The organism is Paenibacillus sp. BGI2013 (genome assembly GCF_002843485.1).
Taxonomy (GTDB): Bacteria; Bacillota; Bacilli; order Paenibacillales; family Paenibacillaceae; genus Paenibacillus; species Paenibacillus amylolyticus.
The window spans coordinates 269,587-296,520 of sequence record NZ_PJFA01000008.1 but is presented as its reverse complement, the minus strand read 5'-3'; the positions used below and the strand labels follow the sequence as shown (position 1 = coordinate 296,520).

The 26,934-nt window shown below is 39.0% G+C and carries 18 protein-coding genes and 1 pseudogene; 15 read left to right on the top strand and 4 right to left on the bottom strand.

Annotation, left to right across the window (positions count from 1 at the left end):
• Positions 1-204: 204 nt before the first annotated feature.
• The 7 genes from CXK86_RS20625 (at position 205) to CXK86_RS20595 (ending at position 7,752) form a co-directional block, all read left to right on the top strand.
• Positions 205-1,365, top strand: coding sequence for a hypothetical protein (locus CXK86_RS20625; RefSeq protein ID WP_091037163.1), 1,161 nt, complete (start codon positions 205-207; stop codon positions 1,363-1,365).
• Positions 1,366-1,970: 605 nt separating this feature from the next.
• The gene (locus CXK86_RS20620) at positions 1,971-3,521 is read left to right on the top strand and encodes a hypothetical protein (protein ID WP_101314455.1); all 1,551 of its coding nucleotides are present in this window, start codon (positions 1,971-1,973) and stop codon (positions 3,519-3,521) included.
• Between the two features lie 65 nt (positions 3,522-3,586).
• Entirely contained in the window at positions 3,587-4,723 is a 1,137-nt protein-coding gene (locus CXK86_RS20615) for a hypothetical protein (protein WP_101314454.1), read from the top strand.
• Between the two features lie 228 nt (positions 4,724-4,951).
• Positions 4,952-5,872, top strand: coding sequence for an HNH endonuclease (locus CXK86_RS20610; RefSeq protein ID WP_257467959.1), 921 nt, complete (start codon positions 4,952-4,954; stop codon positions 5,870-5,872).
• 21 nt (positions 5,873-5,893) lie between these two features.
• Entirely contained in the window at positions 5,894-6,214 is a 321-nt protein-coding gene (locus CXK86_RS20605) for a nucleoside triphosphate pyrophosphohydrolase (protein WP_100528111.1), read from the top strand.
• A 342-nt stretch (positions 6,215-6,556) separates the two neighbouring features.
• Entirely contained in the window at positions 6,557-7,078 is a 522-nt protein-coding gene (locus CXK86_RS20600; RefSeq protein ID WP_101314452.1) for an AbrB/MazE/SpoVT family DNA-binding domain-containing protein, read from the top strand.
• Positions 7,079-7,233: 155 nt separating this feature from the next.
• Entirely contained in the window at positions 7,234-7,752 is a 519-nt protein-coding gene (locus CXK86_RS20595; protein WP_100528113.1) for a hypothetical protein, read from the top strand.
• Positions 7,753-7,899: 147 nt separating this feature from the next.
• Here CXK86_RS20595 and CXK86_RS33050 read toward each other — a convergent pair whose 3' ends face one another.
• A complete protein-coding gene (locus CXK86_RS33050; protein ID WP_223200061.1) occupies positions 7,900-8,040 on the bottom strand; it encodes a DNA-directed RNA polymerase subunit alpha C-terminal domain-containing protein in 141 nt (46 codons plus the stop codon).
• A 934-nt stretch (positions 8,041-8,974) separates the two neighbouring features.
• On the opposite strand from CXK86_RS33050, the gene CXK86_RS20585 reads away from it, so the two are divergent.
• Positions 8,975-15,448, top strand: a complete 6,474-nt coding sequence (locus CXK86_RS20585) for a fibronectin type III domain-containing protein (RefSeq protein WP_101314451.1) — start codon at positions 8,975-8,977, stop codon at positions 15,446-15,448.
• 777 nt (positions 15,449-16,225) lie between these two features.
• Here CXK86_RS20585 and CXK86_RS20580 read toward each other — a convergent pair.
• The 3 genes from CXK86_RS20580 to CXK86_RS20570 all read right to left on the bottom strand — a co-directional run bounded on the left by CXK86_RS20580 (position 16,226) and on the right by CXK86_RS20570 (position 18,235).
• Positions 16,226-17,305, bottom strand: a complete 1,080-nt coding sequence (locus CXK86_RS20580; protein ID WP_101314450.1) for an RNA-guided endonuclease InsQ/TnpB family protein — start codon at positions 17,303-17,305, stop codon at positions 16,226-16,228.
• A gap of 5 nt (positions 17,306-17,310) precedes the next feature.
• The gene (gene tnpA / locus CXK86_RS20575) at positions 17,311-17,709 is read right to left on the bottom strand and encodes an IS200/IS605 family transposase (RefSeq protein WP_101314449.1); all 399 of its coding nucleotides are present in this window, start codon (positions 17,707-17,709) and stop codon (positions 17,311-17,313) included.
• 115 nt (positions 17,710-17,824) lie between these two features.
• Positions 17,825-18,235: a hypothetical protein gene (locus tag CXK86_RS20570; protein ID WP_165790017.1), complete on the bottom strand. Its 411-nt coding sequence runs from the start codon at positions 18,233-18,235 to the stop codon at positions 17,825-17,827.
• A gap of 290 nt (positions 18,236-18,525) precedes the next feature.
• Here CXK86_RS20570 and CXK86_RS33140 point away from each other — a divergent pair, with 290 nt between their 5' ends.
• From CXK86_RS33140 to CXK86_RS32230, 7 genes and pseudogenes are all read left to right on the top strand, one after another.
• Positions 18,526-18,777 (top strand): DUF7669 domain-containing protein, encoded by a 252-nt coding sequence (locus CXK86_RS33140; protein WP_100529026.1) that lies wholly within the window; start codon positions 18,526-18,528, stop codon positions 18,775-18,777.
• Positions 18,778-19,032: 255 nt separating this feature from the next.
• Complete coding sequence (locus CXK86_RS20560) at positions 19,033-19,650, top strand: hypothetical protein (RefSeq protein WP_101314448.1); 618 nt, start codon at positions 19,033-19,035, stop codon at positions 19,648-19,650.
• 874 nt (positions 19,651-20,524) lie between these two features.
• Positions 20,525-21,517: a WG repeat-containing protein gene (locus CXK86_RS20555; protein ID WP_091037221.1), complete on the top strand. Its 993-nt coding sequence runs from the start codon at positions 20,525-20,527 to the stop codon at positions 21,515-21,517.
• A 984-nt stretch (positions 21,518-22,501) separates the two neighbouring features.
• A pseudogene (locus CXK86_RS32730) lies at positions 22,502-22,761 on the top strand (restriction endonuclease).
• The gene (locus CXK86_RS32725) at positions 22,758-22,925 is read left to right on the top strand and encodes a hypothetical protein (protein WP_257467954.1); all 168 of its coding nucleotides are present in this window, start codon (positions 22,758-22,760) and stop codon (positions 22,923-22,925) included. Before CXK86_RS32730 ends, CXK86_RS32725 begins: the two are co-directional and overlap by 4 nt.
• A 671-nt stretch (positions 22,926-23,596) precedes the next feature.
• Positions 23,597-25,693, top strand: coding sequence for a CAP and S-layer homology domain-containing protein (locus CXK86_RS20545; RefSeq protein ID WP_101314447.1), 2,097 nt, complete (start codon positions 23,597-23,599; stop codon positions 25,691-25,693).
• 902 nt (positions 25,694-26,595) lie between these two features.
• Positions 26,596-26,901, top strand: coding sequence for a site-specific integrase (locus tag CXK86_RS32230; protein WP_100529023.1), 306 nt, complete (start codon positions 26,596-26,598; stop codon positions 26,899-26,901).
• The last annotated feature ends 33 nt before the right edge of the window (positions 26,902-26,934 follow it).

The following is a 26,934-nucleotide window of genomic DNA, read 5'->3' as shown; positions in this document are numbered from 1 at the left end:
GTTTGAAACATTTCTGGCTTGAGTGAGGAAGAAGTAAATGATGCAGTTCTTTAGGTTTCCTAAAACCCTCGGATTATCCGAATGGGTTTAAACCAAGCACGACGTTGACACGCGAAGAAATGGCGAAGTGGATCATCTACCAATGTGATTCAAAAGACTTATTATTGAATTTATTTTTTTCAAATTATCGATTAAGGGGACCTTATGAAAAAACTTAACTTATGCTTTCTTATTGTTATATCGCTCTTACTAATGGCTAATCCTATATCAGCAGCATCCACATCCTATGATTCTCTGCCTACGCCAGATTGGAGCATTGCACATAAGGATAGCTCTGACATTATAAGAAAAGTGGCACACTTTGCAAGAACAAAGGATTATCTTTATTTTATGGATTCGTCAGGGAAGGTCACCGTGTATAAAGAAAAAACCAGAGCTAAAGTTGGGACAGTTGATGTCATTTCATCTTCCCGTGTGATTTTTGCGAAATTTGGTTATAAAAATGAAATTTTCTCTAATGGAAATATGTCATTTATTACTGCTTACATGGATGAAAAAAAGAATCGAGAATTCTTCCAACTCCGTGTGTATTCTCCAAATGGTAAAAAACTATGGGGTTATACATTTACAGAGAAATCCTCCGACGAAGTAGGATCTTACATCATGAATGATGGTACACTGCTTGTTCATTTAAAACTAAACACCTCCAAATATGTGACATATCGTTTCAGTGCCGATGGTAAACTACTCAATAAGAAATCAATTAACGAATTTATGTACTACAAACAAAATGGCTTTATTACCACTCTTTCTAATTGGTCCTCAGCAGGTGAATACAAGTCTACGCTTTCCTTTTATGACGATCACTTGAATAAATCATTTAGTTACCGGAATATTGGTTTGTCTTTTATGGGTATCTTAAAAGATAAAACAATGTTATTTACAAAATTTGATCAAGGAGAGACAACGGCAGTTATTGCTAAAAACTCACAAGGAAAAACACTCTGGACAAAAACACTGCCAGAGTCAGCTGGTCCTTATATTGGTAATACGAAAATTTCAACTAACTCATTTTTAATGAAAAGTAAGACTTCGATTTACGCTTTTGACTCAAAAGGATTTATAAACAAAACCAAAATATCATCAAATTCTTTTGAGTTATTTGAATCGGATGAAGGTTCAACCATTCTTTTTCAAGATCAAAACCAACTTGGAATTCTGGATCGAAAATCACTAAAAATTAAATCACTGTACAAATTCAACATGGATTTAGGAGACGGACAATTATACTATGAAGGTAAGGGGATAGTTTACGTCCTGAATTATGCTTCAAGTAATGTGAGTAAATTTACTCTTTCATATTGAATTGAATGACGACCTCTCAAAAGGAGGCCGTCGTTTCTATTTCAGAAATCTTCAGAAAGAAAAAAGAAAGAAGAGCTTCTTCAGGATCTAATTGAACGTTTTAGTTAACTCAAGACTTTCTTGCAATGATGGCTTTCCTCATCCTGTAAGTCGTTTCGTAATACGTGCCGGAATCAAATAATGCAATATAAGAACTGCTTTGCAAACAGGATTCATGTCCTTACGATAAACAACATATGTTGCCTTGAAGGCGCCTGTTCTGCTCTCAGCTTATGATTGATCTCCATCTTGCTCGATAGCCATCCATTTCGCCTCATTCCCATGTCTGTTCGTGATACAAAATTTATGTAAGTCTTGGCGTTTCTTTGTGCTTACTCAATATTTAGCTTTCTTTTAACCTATAGCAGAAGGTAGATCTATTATTTTGACAAAGAATTGTTAGGTAGTTTATTTAAGCTGAGAGTTTATCGTTGATACTCCATTCCAAGACGAACGCATCCAACCATTAATTATGGCAATTATCTCACTCGAGAAGATTGAGAATGAATCCTTAGTTTGTAATGATGATATACCTAAAATAAATTGATTTGGATCGGAGAGTACTAATGAAAAAGATACATAATATAGCGGTTATAATCGTGTTGTTACTTGTTTTAGAGTGGACTGTTCCTGGAAAATTAGCTATGGCTAATGAGATTCCAACCGATAGTAGAGATAAGATCTATTTTGAATGGATGCAAGATTCGAACTTTCGTAATAGAACAGGAGACGCCATTATTCGGAAAACTACAGTAGACTATCATACAGGTTTATTTACCAGTGAAGACACAGTGGTAGATTATGTAGATAAGTCTTCGGAGTACAACTTCAGAAAGATTAAAGGCATGAATACAAAAAATCCATTGATAAGCTATTCGATCCTACAGAGTGGTTCCACCGAAAAAATTGTGAAGTATGATAGCCGCACTAAGGTATTTTCCATTATTGCTAACCGAAATACAGCGAATGGAAGGATAGACGGCGTTTATCCAGATGCAAACATGTATGTAGTAGAGAAAGGAAGTCGCGAATACCTGGTGTACTCTATATCGACCAATAAGCTTATACATACAGCCAAAGAACGACCTACCGAGCATAACGATATATTTGTGACGAATGTATTGTATCGTAATTATTTTGATCCAGCACCTAAAGTAGGCGCATTATATGTCGAGGCAGGATTATATTTCGATTCAAAAAACTATACCTATGTTACATATCCTGGTGAATTCCCCTACGAGATCAGGCCTGATGGAAGTAAACTGAAACTTAAATCTTATCAAAAAAACAACTCAGATGACTTTGTGTACAAAAGAACATTAAGTTCTTCTGTTGTATATAAGCAAACGAAGAAAAAAAGGTCATACAAGCATGAGCTTATTATTCATGGTAAGTCACATACTTTGTTAGAGTCTGATACGAGCAGAGCAAATTATGCATTTGGTATCGCTCAATTTAGCCCTCATGGGAAATATGTTGTGCTGTGGGTCAACTACACAGAGAACGGTAGAAGAGTCAAAGGTAAAGAGGAGTACCGTATATTTGATACCTCTAATGGGAAGTTAATTCAAACAATACCGATTAATTCGACAGGTTCATCTTCTGCAATCGACTATGGCATGAGTTGGATGGGTGGCACCGATCATATTATTCAATCTGGCTTGCTAAATTTTGGAGCGTATCGAATTGTAGGCTCTGATCTGATGACACCTCGAAGATACGGCAATGTCGTTGATTACTCACACGCAGATTCCTATTTCTATACGTTTGGCATGGATAATTATTTAACTATTAATGACCCTATACCAGTTAAATTCAAAGGCAAGTACATGCAATATGGGGGACAAGGATCGTTTCGAACGACGGACCTGACAATATATTCTCCAGTAGATGAACTTGTAAAACTGCTGGGGGGTAACATAGATAACAGCAATGGCAAGATCACTGTGACTTACCAGGAGAGTTCTTTTACTCTAAATCGCAGTAAGCAAATTGTATGGAAGAATAGAGTGTATTATCCGTTACGGGAGTTATTAACCGGGATATCCCTGAAGCTCCTGGTTGACACTAACTATCTAACGTCGAATGACTGGAGAGAACTGCAGATAATAAAATAACGTTTCACAATGAAGTTACAAGATCGAATTCATTATTTAAATCAATAATTTTAAGGAGCTACTTTATGAGAAAAACACTATTAACACTGACCGGTTTTATTTTTCTACTCTTAATGACGGCTACTCCTATGTATGCAGCACCAACATCCTATGACTCCCTACCTAAGCCAGACTGGGTTGTTACACACGATGAAGTTAGTAACTTTGGAAAAATAAAAGATTATCTTTATTTGATGGATTCCTCAGGAAAGGTCACCGTCTATCAAGAAAAAACAAAGACTAAAATAGGATCTGTTGATGTCATTTCTTCATCATGGGTGCAATATAGTGGTGGATTTGAATATAAGAATCAAATATTATCCAACGGAAATATGTCATTTATCACATCGTACAAGGATAAGAAAAAAAATAGAGAATTCCCTCAACTTCGGATTTATTCACCAAAAGGGAATAAGCTTTTGGATTACACGTTCACAGAAAAAACTACGAATGAAGTTGGGTCTTATATTATGGACGATGGTACATTGCTCGTTTATTTAAAACTTAATTCTTCTAAATATATGACATACCGTTATAGTGTAAATGGAAAATTGCTTAGTAAGAAAATGATTAATGAATTTATGTATTATCAACAAAATGGATATATCTCAACCATTTCTAATTGGTCCTTTGCTGGAGAGTATAAAAGTACACTCTCTTTTTACGATGATCAATTGAGAAAAGAATTTAGTTATCGAAACAATGGTTTGTCTTTTCGGGGAATCTTGAAAGATAAAACGATGATATTTACAAAATTTGATCAAGCTGGGTCAACGGCAGTCATTGCTAAAAATCCACAAGGAAAAACGCTCTGGACGAAAACAATATCAGAGTCTGCTGATTTTTTAATTGGAAACACAAAAAATTCATCTAACTCATTTATGTTACAAAGTATTAGCTCCATTTATGCTTTTAATTCTAAGGGTTTTGTAACCAAATCGAAAGTTTCAACTACAGGTTCATTTTGGATACGTGAATCAGCAGATGACAAAACTCTTCTCGTTGAAAAACAAGATGGACTACTAATTTTAGATCGAAGAACGCTAAAAACCATAACCTCATATAAAATAGACACTTCGGATAAACAATTTAATTATGCCGGTAACAGGGTTGTTTACATTGTGGATCCACTGACTAGTAATGTGAGTAAATATACACTTTAATATCGAATAGGAATGTTGTTAGTTGCAGTGCAGTGGACTTGCCGAATTCTCATTGGACAAACTTCGATTGCGAGTATTGGTAATGAAAGTAAAATCTCTCATAGTTCATAGATGGATGTTGTATCAGCATTGTGAAATAACAATATGATAGATCGGGGTAAAATAGTGGACTTCTTAGAAAAATGGCTACACATAATCCGTAATTGTTCTTTTGATAACACCTACAAAATGGCTTGGGCTAAAGCAATTACAGAAATTGCCGTAGAGCAAGAAAATTCAATTCAAATAGAAGAAGCATTTCTGGTTGAAATTCAGTTAAGGGATATTGCCAAAAAGGTTCTTCGCTATTATTTTGAACAAACCCTATTCTTTGGTCTTCAGCAAAGTTCGAATCCTGTGAAGCCGCCTGTCATCGTGACCATTGCGAGGGAACTGATAGCTACTTATCAGGCTCGTACAAGCTCGATTAAGCCAGTAAAATGGTTTAAGTCGAATATTGAGGCGGTATGCAGTTCAGAGTATGAGAAGGCTGTTTCTTCTACCGTAAGAGCACTGAAATCGGATGTAAGTTATCGCTTCCTACGTATTGAAGGTAAGGGCGTGGAAGGCGTATATCAATATGAACAGAAGGCGGATAGTTTATTTATGCAAGGAGAGGATGTACTTGCGCTTAAAGGTAGTCGCCTAATTGTATTTGATGCCATTAATTATCGATGGACGCAGATGTTAGAGAACTTCAATCACTCTCCACGACTTTCAAAGAAAGTACGGATAATCGACGAAGATCAGGTACGTCGAAAACCGCTTGGTAAGTTTGCAGAATTCATTGAAGCTGAGAACCCTGAATTTCACTGTTTTTTATGTGGAGAAAAAATTGTAGCTGAGACACCTGCTATTGATCATGTTATCCCATGGTCATACCTCTACTCCGATGATCTTTGGAATTTGGTATTTGCACATCGATCTTGTAACAGTAGTAAGTCAAATGTGATACCGCATGAGGAAAAGATTATTCAGCTAGAAGCAAGAAATCAAGTGCTTCTTCATCGTTTGAAGGAGAATAGTAAGCTGAATAAGCATGTCTCTGAGCTAGAATTGGCTATCGAGAGCAACATCGTACGGAAATTCTGGATTGCATGTCTGGGTTGAAAAAGATAGGAGGGTTTTGAGATGAAGACGTATAACAAACTTGTGCGTGATAAGATACCGCAAATTATTGAAACAAGCGGCAAATTATATGATGTGAAAGTCCTTAGTGAAGAGGAATATGAAACCGCACTTAAGTTGAAGATGCAAGAAGAATTAAACGAGTTTCTTGAAGCAAAAGACAATAACGAGCAGATACTTGAGCTGGCTGACTTGTTAGAGGTAGTCTATAGTTTTTCCCTTAGCCAAGGTACAACGGTTGAGGAACTAGAGAATATTCGTAAACAAAAACATGATGAACGCGGTGGGTTTGACAAGAAGATTATGCTTTTAACTGTCCAGTAGTCAACATCCCCTCACTTCATAGGTGGAAAAATTGAATGGCAACGATATTCTATTTGATTAGTGCCTAACTTAACTCATGTTTTCAGTCGTAGTTTAAATTGTAGTTGCATTATAAGTCGCTCTTTATGCGGCTTTTTTATCTTTTTAGGCATTATTCTTCTGTCATGAGGAGAAGAACGGATTCCGATTACCACGTAGACGTCTGCTAGAGGTACTCATATTATATTTCCTTTTGGTCTAGCACTAATAACACTCATAAACGTAAACTTGTTGTAAAAAATCATGTTCACTCTTACAATAAAAATAAGACATGCAGTTAATATTTTCGTGGGAGGAATTTCGATGAAACGGACCGGAATGAAGAGATCTTTGGACCGACTTGGACGTATTGTCCTTCCAAAGGAATTACGGGATACGATGGGAATTCATATCGGCGATCCGCTTGAGTTTTTCACTGAGGGAAAAGAGTTGATTTTAAGAAAGTATAAATCGACATTATGTGTGTTCTGCGGAGATCTGGATACAGATATGTATTTTAAAGAACAATTCATATGCCGGACCTGTGCACTAGACTTAAAACTTCAAGATAACATTCCCCAAGAGTACGTTCCTCAAATAGTAAAAATTCCTGCATCCCCGGAGGGTATCGTTCCTGATTCTAAACAAGATACCTTTAACGATTTCAATGAGAGAGCCAGCAATGATTACCCAAATTTAAGGCCAAAAACTGCCATAAAACTCAATCAGTTAAAAGAAATCATTGAACAACAGCCTGACTTGGCTCAACAGCAAATAGCAGAAAAGTTGGGCATTAGTCAAGGACGCATCTCCCAATTAAAGAAACTTCTTATGAAAGGAAATTAGTTCTAAAAAAAATGTAATGCAGTTTTTGCGTGCTTACCTACCGATACAACTTCCAGTTTGCCTATGAATTATTTATAGATAGTCTAACGTTAGGAGGAAATCCGTAGCCACTAGCAGTACTGCTTATGATTTTTTTGACCAATTGGGGGTGACTTATGAAAAGACAAACGGCAGAAAAATTGATTTCGATGTTGACTACTAGTACGCATCAGCTTGTAAATTACACATGTGAAGTCATTGAGCTTAATGGTGAAGACACAGTAACATCATTCCATCAATGGGCAGATAATAAGTCAGTTCTTGGTCTTTTTCTAATAGGTAATGCTGAAGGAGAACAGCTTTATTTTCTGATAATTGCATGGAATCAAAAAGTTAAAGATAATTATTATATAGTAACATTCCCTTATAATAAGTCACGACCTATCACAGAATTACATAAAACAGAAACATTCGGTAACACGGCGACTACTTCACTTGTTTGGATGTATAAACCTATGAAACGAGATGGGAAAAATCAAGAAAGAAAACAGTATTTTAAAAATTACTATGGTAGTTTGAACGTTAATGTATCTCTACCTCAAGTTAACTCAGAGGTTGAGATGTTTATTAAGGATCTCTTCTTGCTGTGCAAAATCAGGATGAAGGCAGATGACTTATCAATACCTACTCGATAGATTGACTGAGTTTCCGGAAGGTCTTCTGTTGGAGAAACGTCACTTACAAAGAGAGCGAAACTTAACTTTGATTAAACTTGCTAAGCAGCTAGCAATTGATGGAGCAGCCATACTAAATAGAGATTCGATAGCATATTAATTTCCGACCTAGAATCTCTCATTTAATAGTTGGTATAATCTATTCTGTGAAGCCGTCCCAAATAACCTTATCTTGCATAATTCCATGTAACTGATATCCATCAACTGTTCGATGGTGTTAATTCTATGGCGCATCAGGCATAAATACATTCTCTTTTCAAATGAATGGTCCACGGGTGTTAAGAGCTCCTCAAGATCCAAGTTGTATTCAAAATTATCAGCCAAGTTGAAGATCTCTCGCAAACTCAATGTCCATTTGATTGCACCGATAGAACAAAACAAATACACATTCATTCTAAAATTTGCTGAAGCAAAATTATATAGGGAGATTAAAGACTGGATCTATGCCAATATGAATTACATATTCGTTGTGGCAGGGGACTGGGTTTCTCAGCGAACATTTCAAATGTTTACACTGCCATATATCTACTAGAAAACAGATAACGATGATCAAGTAATGGAGATCTAATTAAATGACAGCAACCTAACAAAAATATATCTTACTTATCATGCATAGATAGGTAGGTAGGTGATAGTATGTTGATAGATAATATAATTAATGTTAAAGTTACAATAACTGAATAACTACAAATTGCGAAGCACGCGATTATCCTAATCAACATAGGGATAATTGCGTGCTTTTTTTGTTTTTATTTGGCAGCTCCTCCTCGGTGCGGCCGACACAGGAGGGTTTCCAAAACAAAATACTCATATGTAAAGTGGCTACGAAAGCCACGCTATGGGTGGAAAGGAGTTAAATATGTACGCTAACGATATGGGAGAAGGTTCTAAATTTACTTTTTTGAGAGATTCACATATTAAGGGAATAAACAATTTTCCGGTTTGAGAATTTGGATGGGTGGCGACTAGAAGAGATCCCTACGCCTGGTTGTTATTGTTTCACGAATAGTAAAGAATAAACTTTAACTTTTGGAAATCATTACAATTATGCCTGTTAAATGGCTCCGTCATATTTAGAATCAAAATCGAATGAACAGGAAGCATTGTCTATTAGAGATTCTATCTTGAAGAATACGGATTTTTTTCAAGTAATAAAAAAACGAAAGAAGGCAGGTATTTTAAGATGAATAGATTGAGGAAAGCACTTATTTTGATGCTAACGATAGTCATTACCTTGTCTGGAATGACAATCTACCCAAGTAATAGCCAAGCTTCTGTTGCGCACAAGTGGTCTATGTACACGGTAAAGCAAGGGTATGCCTATTGGGACATAAGAGGTAATATATTTAAATCGGATTGGATTACGGGTTACAGCTCTTTTACTTTTGATAAGAATACTGGAACTTTTAACCTAGATGGTAATTACGGTCAAGCTAATACAGGTGTGGTTTATACTTATGATGATGCTCCTGGAAATAGAGGTAAAATAAAATATACTAGAGCATATAGTGAAGGTATGGCTGAATCAGGAGTTCTTGAAGCTTATGCCGCACCTATACCTGATACCTTAGTAGGGAGCGTGTACAGCTCTGTAGCCAATACCTACCCAAATAATGCTGTTGATCCTGATGGGTTCTATTATAAGTATGAGGGTACCATAAATAATAAAGTACCTGTTGTAGAAATTACTACTAAAGGGGATATGACCTACCTAAATGATCAGGAATCCTTTAGTATCTCTGGAACTGTACAAGATCCCGATAGCGACAATGTATTAATAACAGGGTTTATAGGTGGTATTGGTAAATCTGTAGAAGTCCATAATACAACTTCAAAAAGTCAATGGGTGTTATCGTGGGATATAAGCGAGCTTCCATTAGGTACATATAGCCCCATTATATCTGCTGAAGACGGTATAGACATTGTAGAGGTAAAATATCAAGGTAATATAACTATTAAGCAACAAACTTATTATTACTGGAGCAAATTTAGAGTAGATAAAACACCACTTATCTCGTGGGCTAGATGGACATCTGATCAACACCCTAATTTACCTGGATTTTTCACAGGATACACTACTGATCCTGGAATGCATTCTTCTAAAGTTACAGGTACTTATTTTTACACACTAACTGCACAACAACCTGTAGGTTATATCCCACATTTTAATGATAATAGAAATGTAATTAGATATACCAGGGTTTCTGATCGTTTGTACTATCAAGAAGATCTACATTGGGCAGCGAATGGTGGACAAGATATAAAAGGTTCATTAGTACAAACTAACATTAAAGCAGCTCAAAACACTTATCCAGTAGATGGAGTTCACACAGATGGATTCTGGTACACAAGGGTAGGATTGGTGACTAATACAAATCCAGTCATCAATGTGACTCAATCGGGTAACAAATCTATAAATTTAAAGACCGGGAGTGACACCTTTGTTATTTCCGGCACATCTACAGATGCAGATAACGATACCTTGTCCATTTCAGCGAGTATAGGTGGGGTAGAGAAACAAGTAGTTTTAAGTCAAACTAAGGATGATAAGGCTTGGACTCTTGTCTGGCGTACATCCGAGTTTAGTAGTAGTGGTACTTTCAGTAGGCCAGTAATTACAGTCGATGACGGTAAGGGTGGAATTTCAACAGCAACATATACAGGAAACCTAATCGTAAATACAGATTCCTTGTACTATTGGGATAAGTACACCACCAAAAATCAGGTGACTAGTTATAGAGAATCTAAAGGTACTACCTATAAAAGTGATATAGATAATATTTCAGGTTATCGTAACTATACGTTTAATAGCACTACTGGTGAATTCTCTGGTGTAGGAGAGTATCAAACGGCTCCAACATATCCAACTTGGGCAGGTACTAGATTATATTCGATCGGTTACCTCCGAAGTATGACAGAGTATGAAGTTACTAATCTGGAACAAACTCAAGTTACTAGACATGAAGCTGTAGCTAACTCAACAAATAAGATTAAGGATACGTTAGTGCAGAGCAATATTTTAGATGTAGACAAAACTTATCCGGATGATGGGTTACACACAGATGGTTTCTGGTATATTAAAAAATCAACCACAAACATGCCACCGGTACTTTCAGTAGATAATTCTGATCAAAATATCGGTACAGCATCTGAGAAAATCAGCTTGAAGGGTAGCGCATTTGACTCAGAAGGAGACGAAATTTCCATTTCAGCAACATTAAATGGTATTACTAAATCGACCAGTGTTACAGGAGCTGGAACTTGGAAACTTGATTGGGCGGTTAATGAAGTCCCGGAAGGAACATATACGAATGTTAAAATTAACGGAAATGATGGGAATAAAGGCACGGACACAATAACCTATACCGGGAGAATCAACTTTGATATGGTCGCTCCTGAGAAGCCGGAGGTTACCTTATCTGAAAACGCATGGACAAACAAAGATGTGAAGCTGATAGCTAAGCATGGTGTCGATATTGGCAGTGGTGCGGATTACACTGAATATACGAGAGACGGTGAAACATGGCACAAGTACAATGATCCTTTAGTTATCGGGGATTCCGGAGAATGGACATATCAGTTCCGTACAAAGGACAAGGCAGGGAATGTTGGCCAATCAACGGAAGTCACTGTGCGAGTCGATAAGCAAGCACCCACAGCACCAGTGTTGAGTTTGTCTGAGGAATCCTATACACAAGATCCGGTAACGATTACCCTGAAGAATGGAACAGATGACCTAAGTGGGGCAGAACGGACAGAGGTTAAAGTAGGGACAGGAAATTGGACAACATATAATGGGGAAATGATTGTCGATGAGGAAGGAGAAACAGAAGTATGGGCGCGGACGATTGATGTCGCAGGTAATATCAGCCCTGAAGCAACTGCAAAGGTCCTCATCGATCGCACTGCACCAACAGAGCCGAGTTATACTCTCTCAGAGAGTCAATGGACAAACAAAGATGTGACATTCCAACTAAATGGTAGTCAAGACGCATCGGATGTATATTACGAGTACAAAATTGGTGATAGTCCTTACACTACGGGTGAAAGTGGCACCATTACAGAAACAGGTGAGCATACAATTACAGCTCGCGCCGTGGATGCAGTAGGGCTCATCAGTCCGGAGACTCAATTTGATATCCGAATTGACAAGGAACTACCTGATGTGGATTATGCACCTAATGGACTGCAATGGTCGCTGCAGGGTACCGATGTTCAAATTAAGGCATCTGATAGGTTGTCGGGTGTAATTGAACCGGTATATGTAGAGATTAGTCAAAGCGGACAACCGAGTGAAGCATGGCAGGTAATGCCAGACAACGGCAAAGTGACCATAGAGGACAAAGAAGGTATCTGGTATGTGCATACACAAGTGAAAGACAACGCTGGAAACACCGGTACACATACGTCCAACCCATATCAAGTACAGAAGGCACCCGATGCCCCAACACTGGAAGCAACAGCAATCAGTGCTTCTGAAGTCAAACTAAGCTGGGATTTACCTGGCGGAAATCGATACACATCAGGCTACACGTATACCATCAAAAACATGAATACCGGTACAGAGAAGATATTGGAGTATCCGGTTCATGAATACGTGGACCAGCAGCTACAAGGTGGTCAAATTTATAACTATCAGCTGACGATTCGAAATCATGTGGGATCAGCGGAGACACAAGTCTCTGCACTAACATATCCAGCTAGTCCTGGAGTCGAGATCAGTCCTGTCTTTCGGACACCAGGTGAAATGTTGATCAACATAGATTCTGTACCAACTGCAACCGATTATCGCCTAAAGTTGATCGATAACCAAGGTCAAATCATAGAAAACGGATTAGTTTCAAGCACTCAAAAAGCATTAACTGGACTAATTCCAGGAAGCAGCTACACGGTTCAAGTATCAGCAATTAATGATAGTGGTGAGGGCTTGGCTACTAGTGTCGGATTTTTAACCCTTCCAGAAACGCCAATGGGATTTACAGCTATTGAAATTAAAGAAGATAGCGTAATTTCAGAGTGGCAGAGCGTTACAACGGCAACCTATTACGATCTCTATCGGAATAACGAGCTCATGTATAACGGGGGGGATCTAAACTATAAAGATACTGGCTTAACCCCTGGAACAGCGTATGAATACGTAGTGGCAGCTGGAAATGAAACGGGCGAAGGTGATGTCTCGGAACCTTTGAATGTAATGACCTTGCCTGAACAGGATAACTCCCTAAAAATGCACGGTTTTAGTACAACAAGATTCACTGCGCAATGGAACGGCGTCCCAAGCGCAATCAAGTATATCCTTCAGGTGTATGATCTCGAACAAAATCTTGTTGCCGAGTATCAAGGTCCAAATCTGGAATATACGGCTTCAGGACTTGAACCAGGAAAGGAATACAGCGTGTCACTGGTAGCATTCAATCGAACAGGTGCAGGAAAAGCGAAGATTGTAAGGACAGTGACATTACCGAGTAATGTTGAATCTGTACAAGTCACTGGGATTGGAGAAACAGAAGCGGAATTCAACATATCATCCGTGACAGGTGCAACCCATTATAAAATTGAACTGAATGGAGAGGAATTCCTGACGAATGATCTCAACTATGTTTTGTCACCGCTTCAAGGTAGCACGGAATATAGTGGGACCGTACAAGCTGGTAATAGCTCCGGTTGGAGTGAACCGACAGCATTCAGCTTCTTGACTAATCCGGTGCGACCAGCATTACTGACGGTGAAGACTTTCAGTGAAACGGGGATGACATTAACCTGGGAAGAAGATAAAACGGCATCTCGCTACTGGATCACGGATGAGCAAGGTAATAGAACGGATGTAACAAGATCAGAATTTGACGTTGCGGACTTGCAACCAGGGTCAGAATACCGCTTTAAAGTAGCAACCGAAAATGCGACTGGCATAGGTTCTGAATCTGAGATCGTGTGGAGTACCCGAACCGAAGCGCCAGAACTAGAACGAGTGGATGTACAAAATTCAGATGCAACATTGAGTTGGACTGAACCCCAGGGGGCATTTCGATACGAGATTACAGATAAAACATCAGGTCAAGTGTATTACAGCGGATCGGAACCCGTTGCACACCTTGCGCAGTTGCAAGTGGGATATGTGTATAATTTAACGTTATCAGCATTCAATAAAACGGACCACGCGTCAAAAGGTGTACTTGTGAAACTGGTGACTCGAGCTGAACTGAACAATAGCAATGTCAAAATTACTGATGTGAAGTCTCACTCCGTAACAATGGAGATCGAGACAGCAGGACAGGAAATCCAGGAGTTCGTTATTTTACGAAATGGTGTGCAAATTACGAAGGTAGAAGCAGGAAGCCAAGTGAGCTATACAGACACTGAGGTGGAACCAGGTAAAAAATATGAGTATGAGATCATGCCAGTAAATGAAGGCGGCGAAGGAAAAGGCGTTAAACTGACTGCATTAACGGCAACGAAGCAAGTGTCAGCTCCAGAGGTGAAATCAGGGGATGATTGGGCAGAAATTAGTTTCCAAGCCGTAGAGCAAGCAAGTGAGTATGTGGTTCTGGATAAGAATGGAACTGAATTATGGCGTGGAGATACCTTGCCGATCCGTCTGGAAGGGCTAGAGCAAGGAACAAAAACTATCTTGAACATTGTGACAGAGAATGCAGCAGGGTATCCATCAGCACCGGTATCAGTCCCTGTGTGGACCCTACCATCAGTGCCTATGGGTATTGAGTCTAGTGCTTCAGAGAGATCCATTACGCTCAACTTCAGCAATGTGATGACAGAAGGCTTAACTAATTTTGTGATTTATAAAGCTGGAAAGGAAGTAGGACGTGTAGGTGCTGGGGAAAAATCCTGGACAGATAAAAATCTTACACCTAATACCGAGCATGTATACGAAGTGAGGGCTGTAAATCTTGGAGGAGAGAGTACGAAGGGGATAAAAGTGGAACAAACCACGAAACAGGAACAACCTGTAAATCCAGGCAGCCCTTCAGCTCCAACCCCTCCGACAAATCATGATAAAGATTCAGACAATCCTGAAAATGACAAACCTGATGATGTTGTTAAAGGAGATCAGCAGGATAATGAGCAGTCTGGATCGGTATCGGGTGTGTTTAAAGATGTGTCCGATTCAAGTTTTGCTAAAAATGAGATCGAAACCTTAGCGAAAGATGGTGTTATAAAAGGCATTAGCACAAATGCATTTGCTCCAAATAAAGAGATCACACGTATGGAATTTGCTGCATTAATTGCGCGTGTCCTAAACGCCAGTCCTGATGAATCCATCACAATGCCGTTCCAGGATGTTAAAGATAATGCATGGTATAGTGCAGAACTAAATGCAGCTATTGTTAATGGTATTGCAAAAGGATTCAATAGAAATGAATTCCGACCGAATGCTGTAATTAATCGAGAACAGGCAGCAAAGATGTTGGTCAATGTGTTGACTAAGGAAGGCATAACACTTTCAACTACAGCTCAACAATTCTCTGATGATTCGGATATTGCAGTATGGGCATTAGATGATGTAAAAATGGCAACAGAGCAGAAGTTCGTACAAGGGTATCCGGACAATACGTTCCGCCCGAAACACGGACTGACACGTGCTGAGGCAGCTGTAATGATCTACCGTTTACGCGATCATTTAAATTCGATTTCAAAGTGAAATGAACAAGCTATACAAACAACAATAATTTGATTAGCTTGAATGCGTGACTCTTTAGAAAACGGTAGGTACAGTCTGTCTCGTAGAGTCTGACGATAATTGAATATTTCACACATTTAGGACGGCGATGGAGCCGTCCTATTTGTCTCTGTTCCGAAATATCAGTCTTAACATCTTTCAGGATCCCATACGTTGCTTTGGTCTTTTGTGCCGGGGGTATAAACAAGACTTTAAAAAATCTTCCCTAGTCTTTTATAAAGAACAAATTTTCACTTTAATGAGTACCTATTTTAAAAGGTCACGCCTGTGTCTGATTATATTTAACATGAAGCTACTGAGAAGCATACGAGAAATAGGGATATGATAGGACTGGAAATAATTCCAATCCAGTGCGAATTGATAATACAGAGGTTGCTTAACGAGCAAGAGAATTAGGACAGAGGCATTTGGAATAAAAACATGTTCTTATCCCTAATTAGGGAATGTATCTAGTTGCTTTTAATTTATTTCGCCAACCTTAGTTTAGAGAGGTGTATGGCCCAGAATACAATAAATATATGGAGGAAAGGTTAACATTGGAAAGTTTTTTATTTAGAAAATATCCCAATGATATGGTATAACTCTTCTTGCTTTGACACTCCCACCCCTAAAGGGGCAAGATCACTAAAGTGATTGGGATTCTTAGCTAAGCTTAACGTCCTCATTTCATTTCTGCTTTGGACAGATGCTAAGATTAGGGTATGCCATTACCCCTCCTAAGACAGTGCATATAGCACCTTAGGCTGATTGACTGTTACCGCCAATCACAGTTGCGTAGCGAATATTCATCGCCCCAACGATATCACGATGTTTCTTGAATCCACATGGGCACTTATATCTTCTATCTTGCGCCTTGTTCTTTTTTGAACATGCTGGACAGGTTTGACTTGAATATGCAGGGTTCACATATTCCACTTTGATCCCTGCCATATTTGCTTTGTATTCAATGAATTGTGCCAAACGGTAGAATGACCAACGGTGTAGATTCTTTTCGTTTTTACGACTTGTTCTTGTCGTCTGCCTAATATTCGTTAGTTGCTCTAAGCGAATGACAGAAGTCTTATTTTCGACTGCGAAATTAACGATTTCACGACTGACTTTGTGGTCTTTGTCTTTCATCCATCGTTGTTCTTTATCATCTAACTTGCGAATAGCGTTCACTTTCTTTTGTTTTCCTAGCTTTTGCCGAACACTACGAAACTTCCGTTTCTTGTATTTGTTTTCTCGCCCATTCCCAAAGAAGCGAGCGTGATCATGATCTGTGATGGCTACGGCAGGGACTTTCAGCCCTAAATCAACGCCCAAAATCCGCATACCCGTTTTTTCAGTTGTTGGCATGGTGACAGCAATTTGGGCTATCCACTTACCTGAGCTTTTCGTGACACGGAGCGTACCAAGTTTATGCTTCAAAAGGTCAACGTTTCGATGGTCTTTGTCGATGAACAATGCACGAATTTTTAAACGCTTAGATTTTCCCTCCACCATGAATGGAATGGAAATGTGCGTGAAGTCCAGAGAATAGTTTTGGTTATTCCATACGCAAATCGGTTTCTTTAGGATCGGTATGATTGCGTATTTACTTTTCTTAACTTTGGTAGAGAAGACACTATTTGCATCTTTAATCGTTTGATTTTTTACTGCACTTGGTAGATTAGCAGGAATGTCTTTTGTTGTCTTCTTCAACCTTTTCTTTTCTTCTACCATCTCGGCTACGAGTGTATTAACAACTCGGATATATTCATGACTACTTTGTTGCAATAGTTGGATCTGCTCTTTAGTCGGCAGCAGCTTTACCTTAACCGTTATGGTCTGAGACATATACTTCACCCCCTTGTCTTTTGTTGTTCAACATAACGCTTGATGGTCTCACTTGATACATATCCAGCGGTAGAAACAAAATAGGAACGTGTCCACAAACTGGGCAAATGCAGAAGGTGTGGAAACTCTTCTTGTAGTTTTTTTGATGTGACTCCTTTTATTTTTGCCATGATATCAGCAGGGCTTAATGTTGAAAGTGCATTGAGAAACATATGTGTATGGTCTTTGTCGCACTCCATGGCAACAATCACAATTTTAAGCTCTGCACATACCTCATGCACCAGTTCCTTGAAGCGCTGTTCTACCTCTAATTTGAGAAATATCTTTCTTCTGTATCGTGGGCAGAACACAAAATGATAGTTCAACAAAGATACGGTTGTGTTTGTTCTTCTATATTCATTCACATCTATATTGTATCAGTTTAATAGATGAATTGAAGCAAGCTAAAAAAATTAAGAACGCAGACATTTCGGATACTTGAAGCATCACAATAGTGATACTCCGTATCCGACCTCACTTTCATCCCACATCTAAAGAATTGGGCTTTATCGTTCGGAGATTCTGTAACTCCCTAAATAATTTCCCTGTTTTAAACAGTGCATCTGCAGTTTCTTGAAATTCTACGTTTTCCCTAGCTAAGAACTGTTTAGAAGGTCTTCCAACTTTCCTAGGCAGCTTACCTACATTCTCCGAAAGAATCATGTCCATAAATTCGCTTTGATCGTAAGTATACTCTGATCTATCCTCGAACCACTGTATCATCTTTGTTTGATACTCCAGTAATCTTATTCGTAGCTTCTCCAGATCAACCGGGTATCCTCGCCAGAACAAAACATAGATGTAATCCTGCTGACGTCTAATATTCTTGTTTTCATTCAGTTCGTTTATTAAACATATAGCATCTATGGATCGCTCATCAAACAGTTTCACCACACCGGTACGGCTCGCATTTCCTTCACTTGTTTTTTTGCCTATAAGTAGTCCATATCCAACGTAGCGTTCAATCTATTTATCATTAAGTTCAATGCCGCGTGATTTAGCTTGGGCTTTTAGTTCCTTCTTCAACAATTGTCTCACCTCGTTTTTTCATAATAGTCTGTCCAATTAATAAAAACAAAGGATTCGAATGGGGAAATAAGAGCATAGATGATACACAACTTATATTCTTCTGAAAGATAAGTCATGTTAAGATAAAAGAAATCGTTAATGGAGATAATCCGATGGGAGGGGTAAATTGTAGAGAAGAGATTTTGAGGGATACTATAGCAATTGTTTCAGCTAAAGGGATTCTCCTCTTTACACCTAAGGAAGTGATAGATTATATGAAGAGGGCGAACACACTTTTCGCTGAATCCACCATTAGAACCCACATTACTTCTAGGTGCTGCTCTAACACTGCACATCATCACAAATCTTCTTATGAAAACTATGAGCAGGTACAACCAGGTCACTACAAAATACTCAATCTGTAATATACATCTGCTTGTTAGGATGTAAGAGGCGATAGGGGAGGGATAGGTAACTGAATATAATCCTTCAGCATAAAACAAAGAATCGGGAATCCTAAACCTCGTAGGTGGGGGATAGGCGATAATCAATCGATTAAAATTCATACTATACTGAAATCTATAGTGAAGTTATTTAACTACAGTTAGGGATATGAAGCATACGAAAGAGGAACATTAGAGAAACAAGAACCAAATAAAAAAAGGGAAGGGAGCTATTGGATGAAAGAAGATAATAGGCTTAATATAATGGTTTACACACTAAATAGTGGTGTTAAGGGTAAGGTTGAGCTTTCTAAAGAGCAATCTGAAGAGTGGATTACGTGTTATAACAACGAGACTCGATTTATAACCTCCGTTGGTAAAGATATTTTCGGATTAAATGCAACTCTGGTAGCTGATTTTAAACTCGAACAATCCGAACAGCAAATTGAACTTGATACCCTTAACAGTTCCCAAACTAAAGAGGATATTACAGAAACAGAATTGAATCAAGATAAAAGTAACTTACTTGAAACGGATATTTCATTACCCATACCTAGGGTTACATTCAAAATTGCTTGCAAATGTTCTGCTACATACTGCGCACCATATAAAAAAACTACTACATTCTCAAAATGTAAATATTGCGGTGAACGAGTCTTTGTAGATTACTCTGCTGGAATTATTGACACTCACTTTGGTAAAGGTTTATTCATGACAAATAAGAAGTACGTTAATAGAGAATGCCCGCTTCCCGAGGGCTATGATGAGCTAGTTGACACATACGTACCTAGAGACCAATTGCTTGCGAAAACGCTTCGAGATACACAAGAACATATCAGGGGTCGACACTATTGAGAAGAACAGGATGGGCATGATCAGACTTGAACCGTTCAAACCGCAGCGACTTTCCACAATTCATCGCTTGGATTAATTCGCCCAGGTTTATGATTTAATTGGGGAGGGAGGACCTCCTAGCCATTACATATGAAGTGGCGCCGGGAAAGTTCCAAGTTGCTGTAGTTGAAACAATAATATTAAAGCAGGTATTTCACATTCTAAATATGCTTATAACAATGTATATGTTGAATGTCACGTTACGTAGATATAAAGGAGATTAATTATTTTAATAGTGAATTTTAAATTGATAATTTTGAATAAGTAAAATATAATTAAAGATTGTTTCATGTTAAAAATTACCTAGAGAGGAGGGAGAAAGTGAATCTAAGTAAATAAACACTAAATTGGGTTCTTATGCAAAGTTTGCAAATGGTCTTAGTCAATCAGTATGTAAGCCTGAAGGAAGGCGATGTACCATTAAATTTATTGAAATGAAAGGAAGGACTGGGGCGCTTTTATCTCATCTGCCTTCTACCAAAAATGGTCAACGGAAGTCAGATGTCTGCCCAACCAACCACTTCTCCCAAGAATCTTTTGATCGTCCAAGCAACAATATAAGACTTCGCCATAACCATTTGGATAAAGAAGTAGAGCAGGTTATTCTAAAAATAAATAGTTGGAAAATGGCGTACTTTTAGGTGTGTTACCTTTATATGACGTCATGTTTTCTCTTCTGGCCCTGATTAGGTAGATAACTAGCCATTATCAATAAGGGATTGCTACTTGCAGCTATCTTTTTGATTTTACTGTTTGCTAGAAGTGGATTGCTCATTTATAAGTTAGAAGTTTACATATATCAGAGTTTAATGAAAAATCAACTGGAGGTTTCAGCGTGAAAAAGAAATTGAGATTAGCATTACTGCTTTCTATTGTTACCATTCTATTATCTGTACTTTGCATTCCTACTCAAGTTTCCGCAAGCCAAAAAGCGATCCAAACGATTAAATTAAAACCTGGCGAAGCGAAGAAACTCAATATTCCCTCCCATTATACCAATAACACCAACGAAACGATGTATCTAAAACCCCAAGTTTATTTGTCCGGTTGGGGTCACGCTGGAGGAAACATGGTTTCGGTCACAAGCTCGCCAGCAATACTAAAATTGCTTCCGGGCGAAGGTGGCGCGTTTTCGTATACCGTCAAATTCGCCCCAAAGGTGAAACCTGGGAAATACCTGCTAGAACTCTCGGTATATGAAATCGGTGGTTATGTATGGAACGATTTTATCATCGAATTTATCGTTGAATCTGAAGAACCTAGTATTCTAAAAATCTTTAATGATGATCCTCACAATCAAAAGCTTTATGTTTACCAGAGTAGCCAAGGGACATACGGCTATGTTGATAAAAACAGAAAAATCATCATTCCGGCTAAATTTCAGACAGCCAAACCATTTAACGCTAAAGGGGCAGCCCCAGTCAGCATCAATGGAAAGTATGGATTTATCAATAAAAAAGGAGCCTACTTAATTAAGCCGCAGTTTGACGAAATTGATGATACTGGTTTTCATGAAGGATTGGTTGGAGTAAGAATCGGAAAAAACTGGGGTTTCATCAATGAAAAAGGAAAAGTTGTTGTGAAGCCTAAGTATGCTCGTATCTTTTTTTATTCGGAAGGGTTAGCTCCTGTAACTCTACACAACGGAAAAGTCGGCTTCATCGACAAAAAAGGTAAAATGGTCATCCCCGCGATTTACAGTAGTGTAACGAGCTTCAGTAATGGACAAGCTATCGTTTATAAGAATGGAAAGGCCTATTACATCAACAAAAAAGGAAAAGTGATCAAGGAGGCTAAAGACATTCTGAAGTGGGAATATGATGAATAAAAACTAGTATGAACAATGAAGTCCATCTCATTTGAGATGGACTTCATGTTTTACAGAACAAAAAGTTTTTCTTATTATTTAATAGCCGAGATCTTTTATGTGCCCGCATCTCAGTTCGATGATGCCCCAACACTGACTTCACTGGAATATAGATACTCTACCACCACTTTAACTGTAACCTTACCCTTATTGAGCTAATGCTTACATACTAAATCATGATACTCAAACAGAAGTTAAACAAGAGAGAAGAAAAGTAACCTCTATGAAACGTTTACTAATTTTACTCAATGCGAATCTTATCCCCAATCCCTGGAATGCTTGCTTCCATATTGTTGAAGGACAAATAGGCCATCTTGGAGTGGCCATAAGGTAAATAGATGATATCTGTCAGAAGAGCGAGACCAGGGATTCTTTTGTTGAAGTCCCTCTATAAAAAGGATGGGTTAAATTCGATGCTCCTGAGTCGCCTTAGCCACTCGTTTGTATGGTTTGAGTTTCAGATGAGGACAGACCAAACCGAATTTCTTCATCAATCCACGACTTCGTTTGAGATTATACATGATACTGATTTAGATGAAACGTGAAGCTTCCGGCGATGAAAGGTTTTCTTCGCCAATTTGAAGACATCTTCATCGCGCTGAGCCTTCTTTAAGAGTCCCCTCTGCTGCTTGAAGATAACGATTTAGCCGGATCATCCGTTTTAGACCTTGGCTTATAGCTTGTTTGCATAAATTGAAAATCTTAATTTGCATAATAATGTGATCACAAATTCTATCTATAACCTTGAAATATATGGTATTATTGTACTAGGGATTAGAAGGAGTGTAGGTCTAATGGAGTATATTGTTTTTCTGCTGATTATTGCTTAAGTTTTTGTGTTGTCTATATTAATTAATTCTCATCTAGTCGAGAAAACAAAAGATCGTTGTATTTGATAAGGAGGACTACGAACTAAGAGATATTACATTAGCTGATATTGATAGAATGGAAAACGGCACCGGTTTTGAGATGTACTTATACAGATTATTAATCGAACTAGGCTATTCTGGTGTCTATAAGACTATAGGTAGTCGTGACTTTGGAGTTGATATCGTTTTTACTGATCCAGTTGGAGTTGAAAATGTCGTTCAAGCGGTAGAAATCCGGTAGGCATTAGTGCTGTTCAAGAAGTTTTCTCTTGTATGAGATACTATAAGGCTAAAAAAGCGGTTGTCATCGCAACAACCAGATTCACAGATTCATGAAAACGCTGGCTGGTGTAAATTACGTGAAATTAATTGATCTTACGGACAAGTCTAGCATTATAGAGGCTCTCAAAGCTGATGATACCTTTGCAGCTCATAATATAATTGAAGCGGAACCCAGAAGGATACTTGATGGCTATGAGAAATGGCGAGAAAAGTCTTAGGTTGTACCGTCAAAGTATATCCACTCTCCTAATAATTCGATTTCATTGATTTTAAGCCATTAGTGATGAAATGCCGATATAATTTATTATACGGAATCTAAAGCAAGTAAACTATTAGAATAGTGGGGTAGGTAAATGAAACGAATTACAAGTGAGAACTATTAGAATGAAGATGAACCTTTTATTTTTTACGGTTACAGAGATCCTCTGACAGGTGAATACCAAAAAATTACGGAGACATCTTTAATAGAGTCGATTGAAAACACTATCAATGGATCAAGCATTTAAAGCTTTTGAGGCAACGATTCCCCATATTCATGAAAAGATGCGGATCAAATTACACTGGAACCACTCGTTTGCAGCTCTCGTCTATGATAGACAGGATGTCAAAGAGAAATGTGATTGATCAAGAAAAGCAGTCTAGATATCACTAGCTAAGAAATATTAGAAATATGAACGCTCACCCATCTTTTCAAACTTAACTTGGATTGCCTCCTTATGATGTTTTGAAGAATATATGTACAGAGATAGATTTCTTGATTCATGCTTTACATAATCAGGACAAGTGAAAATTAAATTTTTGAATAATCGTTATGGGAAATTGGATACGAACGCGTCCCAAACATACTAGTAAAATTCGTAAATAAGGGATGCAGAGAGGATAAACGAATATGAAATCAAGCGAACGCAGCAAGAAAGACATGCAAAATCAAGGAAATACCCGGAAAAGGGGACGTGGGTGGGGTATCTATATGCTCGCTGCAACCCTTGCCCTAACTGTCATCGTGCCGGCTTATCCAGCGGATCACGCATCGGCGGCATCGGCTACGATGGTCTCCCAAGGAGGATTCACACAGGATCAACTCGACGGATTGGCTTATCTGAATGAGATTCGGGCGAAGGTAGGCGTAGGCCCCTTGGAGCTTGATGCGAGATTGTCTCAGGCGTCTCAAGCACACGCGACATATTACAATACCACTCAGTTCAAAGGAAGGACGGCCCATGAGGAGGGACCGGGTACCCCAGGATTTACGGGAGTGACAGCAGGAGACCGGGGAAAGGCAGCTGGATGGCCAAATAAATCGGTAGCTGAAGTCATGTCTTTTAATATGGCAACAACACGTCAAGCGGTCGATGCCTGGCTAAGCACTGCTTATCATCGCCAGATTATATTGGATGAGCAGTACACATCGGTCGGCATTGGATTACAGAATGGTACTGCTGTCATGAACCCAGCCTTCATGAAGTTACAGAAGGATAGTACGGAAGCGAGAGTATATCCATATGACGGAATGAAAGAAGCGGACATTGGTTTCTACGGATTCGAGAAGCCGAATCCTCTTGTCCGCTTCGGGGTTGAACACTCGGGTGGCATCATCTCCGCTTCAGCAGGCTTCGCCATCGATTCGTTTGAAGCCAGCATTTTGGATTCTCGAGGAAAAGATGTTCCGTACTACAGTGAACTGCATGGCAATACGGTGTTCTTGTATCCCAAGGATGTGCTGGACGGCTACAGCGTCTATACGGTGAAGTTTGATTATACGCTGTATAAGGAGTCGCAGCGACGAAGCAAAACTTGGTCGTTCACGACAGGGAAAGGTAACACGATGAAGGGTTTATCTGCTCAATACGACGAATTGGTGTTGAATTCAGGAAGTAAGTTGCCGATGCAGATCGTGGCCTCTTACGACGACGGGACATTCGCAACTCCAAAAACGGCGATCGCATACTCCAGCAGTTCCCCTGCGGGTCTGAAAGTTTCGCCGGATGGCATGCTCGAAGCTGTTAAGCCTGGCAGTTACAAGGTAACGCTCAGCTCCGGTGAGGTCCAGGGAACAGTACCGGTACGAGTATTCGAGCGCCTCAAGAGCAAGAGCTACCCATCAACTGATCCGGCCAAGGTCAATGATATCGCAGGACGTGTTGACCAAGCAGCGATTGAGTGGGCGCTTCGTTCAGGTATCACTGGAGCGGACGCAAAAGGAAAATTCCGGCCAGAAGATTCCGTGAGTGAAGCTCAGTTCCTTATCATGCTGCTACGCACCTACAAAATTGATGACGAATCGTATGCTTCCAAGAAAAAGAAGCACTGGGCGGAAGGCGCATACAACGTGGCCAAGGCCCGCAACCTGCTACTGTTCAGCTCAGGTCCAGGCAAAAGCGAATTCCGGGATAAGCCTATTAACCGTTATCGCGCAGCTGGCCTGATCGCGTCGATGGACGGTGTGAATTTCGATTTTACCTATGCAGTGGACTACGTGCTGGCTCATAATTACATGCGCGGAACTGAAGGCAATCAGAGTAAGATGTTTGGTTCCAACGATATCGTTACTCGAGCACAGGCAGCAGTGATTTTGATGCAATTGCAGTCTAACATGAAGCAATTGGTTGGAGCACCGAAGTCAGGCACTTCCGAGAAAAAACTACCTGAACAGCTGTTTCCGGAAGTGTATATTAAACCGGCACTTGGTAGCAAAACGTTGATTGTTGAATTCGGCACGGACGGCAGATTGTTGGTGGAAGGGAAATTCATAGATCAGGCGAACAAGCAATTGGAGATTCAGATCGATCAGCATCAGGATAGCGTTCAAAGTGGAAAGATGCTGGAGAAAATTCCAGTGCAGATTGATTCATCGGGTCACTTCTCCGTTTCGTCCACGGGTACGTATAGCGATGCTACACTAAATGTGTATCTAAGGACGCAAGGAGTGGTTTATGCCATCGGGGTCAAAAGAGGCACAATGAACGCGTCGGATTATTCAAAATAATGACCGAACAAAATGTTCACGACTTAAGAACGATAGGCGAAGAAGCGTCCGTGCAGGTGAGGACGCTTCAACGTGTCGTGTCGAGGGACAAGAATATTGCTCCATTCAAAGTCGCTATTATAGCGGCTTTTTTGTTTTAAGGAACCAAGTTTTTGAAAGCTTTGACAAGAACTATGTACCATTGCCGAAAAGCACAACAGCAACGTGTCATTTCGGAGTAGGTATTATCTAAATAGTATCGTGATGGAGATCATACTCTTGGATAAAAGCATATGAAATAAGACTTCGCTTGTTATAACGATTTTTTGTATCAGGAACTAAGTCTTATGACTAAAGGCAAAAAGTTAGAAGCCGTGAAGAACTGTCGAGGGACAAGAACATATACCCATTGAAGTCGCTAATTTAGCGGCTTTTTTATTTTATCGGTACAAGTTCGTGTCCCGAGGCAGGAACAAGAACTTGTACCGATTGCCGGAATGGACAAGAACATAGTCCGATTACCGATTAGATGTACATCTAAGTGTAGAAGAGAGTCCCTTTTGAGCGATTAACTGATAGCAGTATGATCAAGAGACTAGCTTCAACGCTAAGAGGAATTCCACCGGAACTGTAATCCTATTTCAAATAGATAAATTAAGTTCGTTATCAAGCACTTTAGCTAAGAAAAGGAAGCTGAATGTGATTTTGGAGCAAGGGAGGAGAATATTCAAATATCGTACTTAGTGCTGATCTGTGCTTGTTATATAATTTGCAATTTTAAGTCTATGTGTATGTACTTCATATAATTAAGAAATATATGTGCTATTATAATAGCGGCAAACATGAATTTGACGCACTTTTATTTTAAATTGATTTTAATGTATGAAGTAGACTCATTATAGGTGAACTCCCGAACATTCTATATGGCTCTGATTGATTTCGAACTTGCCTCAAAAAATCCGGCTGCCGAAGTGAAAAAGTATAAAACTGAAAAAAATAAGAAACCGATCTACCTGGAGGAAGAGGATCTATCCGAAAGCCTTAAATATATAGAGAGACGATATAAAAACAGGAACATTGTGATATTTTTACTTATGGCCTACTGTGGTCTCCGAGTTGGGGAAGCTCATAGGTTGAATTTAAAAGATTTGAAAAAACTAGAGGAACGATTGAAGTGTTTGGGAAAGGTCGAAAGTGGAATGAGATACCTGTACCAGACGTATTACTGAACTATCTACTCGAGGTAGAAAAGGAGAGGATTT

Bases quoted from the DNA above. Each gene is read 5' to 3' on its own strand.
- CXK86_RS20595 (WP_100528113.1), top strand. From the start codon at position 7,234: ATGAAAAGACAAACGGCAGAAAAATTGATTTCGATGTTGACTACTAGT.
- CXK86_RS20615 (WP_101314454.1), top strand. From the start codon at position 3,587: ATGAGAAAAACACTATTAACACTGACCGGTTTTATTTTTCTACTCTTA.
- CXK86_RS20560 (WP_101314448.1), top strand. From the start codon at position 19,033: ATGAAAGAAGATAATAGGCTTAATATAATGGTTTACACACTAAATAGT.
- CXK86_RS33050 (WP_223200061.1), bottom strand. From the start codon at position 8,040: ATGTATTTATGCCTGATGCGCCATAGAATTAACACCATCGAACAGTTG.
- CXK86_RS20600 (WP_101314452.1), top strand. From the start codon at position 6,557: ATGAAACGGACCGGAATGAAGAGATCTTTGGACCGACTTGGACGTATT.
- CXK86_RS20585 (WP_101314451.1), top strand. From the start codon at position 8,975: ATGAATAGATTGAGGAAAGCACTTATTTTGATGCTAACGATAGTCATT.
- CXK86_RS20620 (WP_101314455.1), top strand. From the start codon at position 1,971: ATGAAAAAGATACATAATATAGCGGTTATAATCGTGTTGTTACTTGTT.
- CXK86_RS20605 (WP_100528111.1), top strand. From the start codon at position 5,894: ATGAAGACGTATAACAAACTTGTGCGTGATAAGATACCGCAAATTATT.
- CXK86_RS32725 (WP_257467954.1), top strand. From the start codon at position 22,758: ATGAAAACGCTGGCTGGTGTAAATTACGTGAAATTAATTGATCTTACG.
- CXK86_RS20625 (WP_091037163.1), top strand. From the start codon at position 205: ATGAAAAAACTTAACTTATGCTTTCTTATTGTTATATCGCTCTTACTA.
- CXK86_RS20580 (WP_101314450.1), bottom strand. From the start codon at position 17,305: ATGTCTCAGACCATAACGGTTAAGGTAAAGCTGCTGCCGACTAAAGAG.
- CXK86_RS32230 (WP_100529023.1), top strand. From the start codon at position 26,596: ATGGCTCTGATTGATTTCGAACTTGCCTCAAAAAATCCGGCTGCCGAA.
- CXK86_RS20545 (WP_101314447.1), top strand. From the start codon at position 23,597: ATGAAATCAAGCGAACGCAGCAAGAAAGACATGCAAAATCAAGGAAAT.
- CXK86_RS20610 (WP_257467959.1), top strand. From the start codon at position 4,952: ATGGCTTGGGCTAAAGCAATTACAGAAATTGCCGTAGAGCAAGAAAAT.
- CXK86_RS33140 (WP_100529026.1), top strand. From the start codon at position 18,526: ATGGGAGGGGTAAATTGTAGAGAAGAGATTTTGAGGGATACTATAGCA.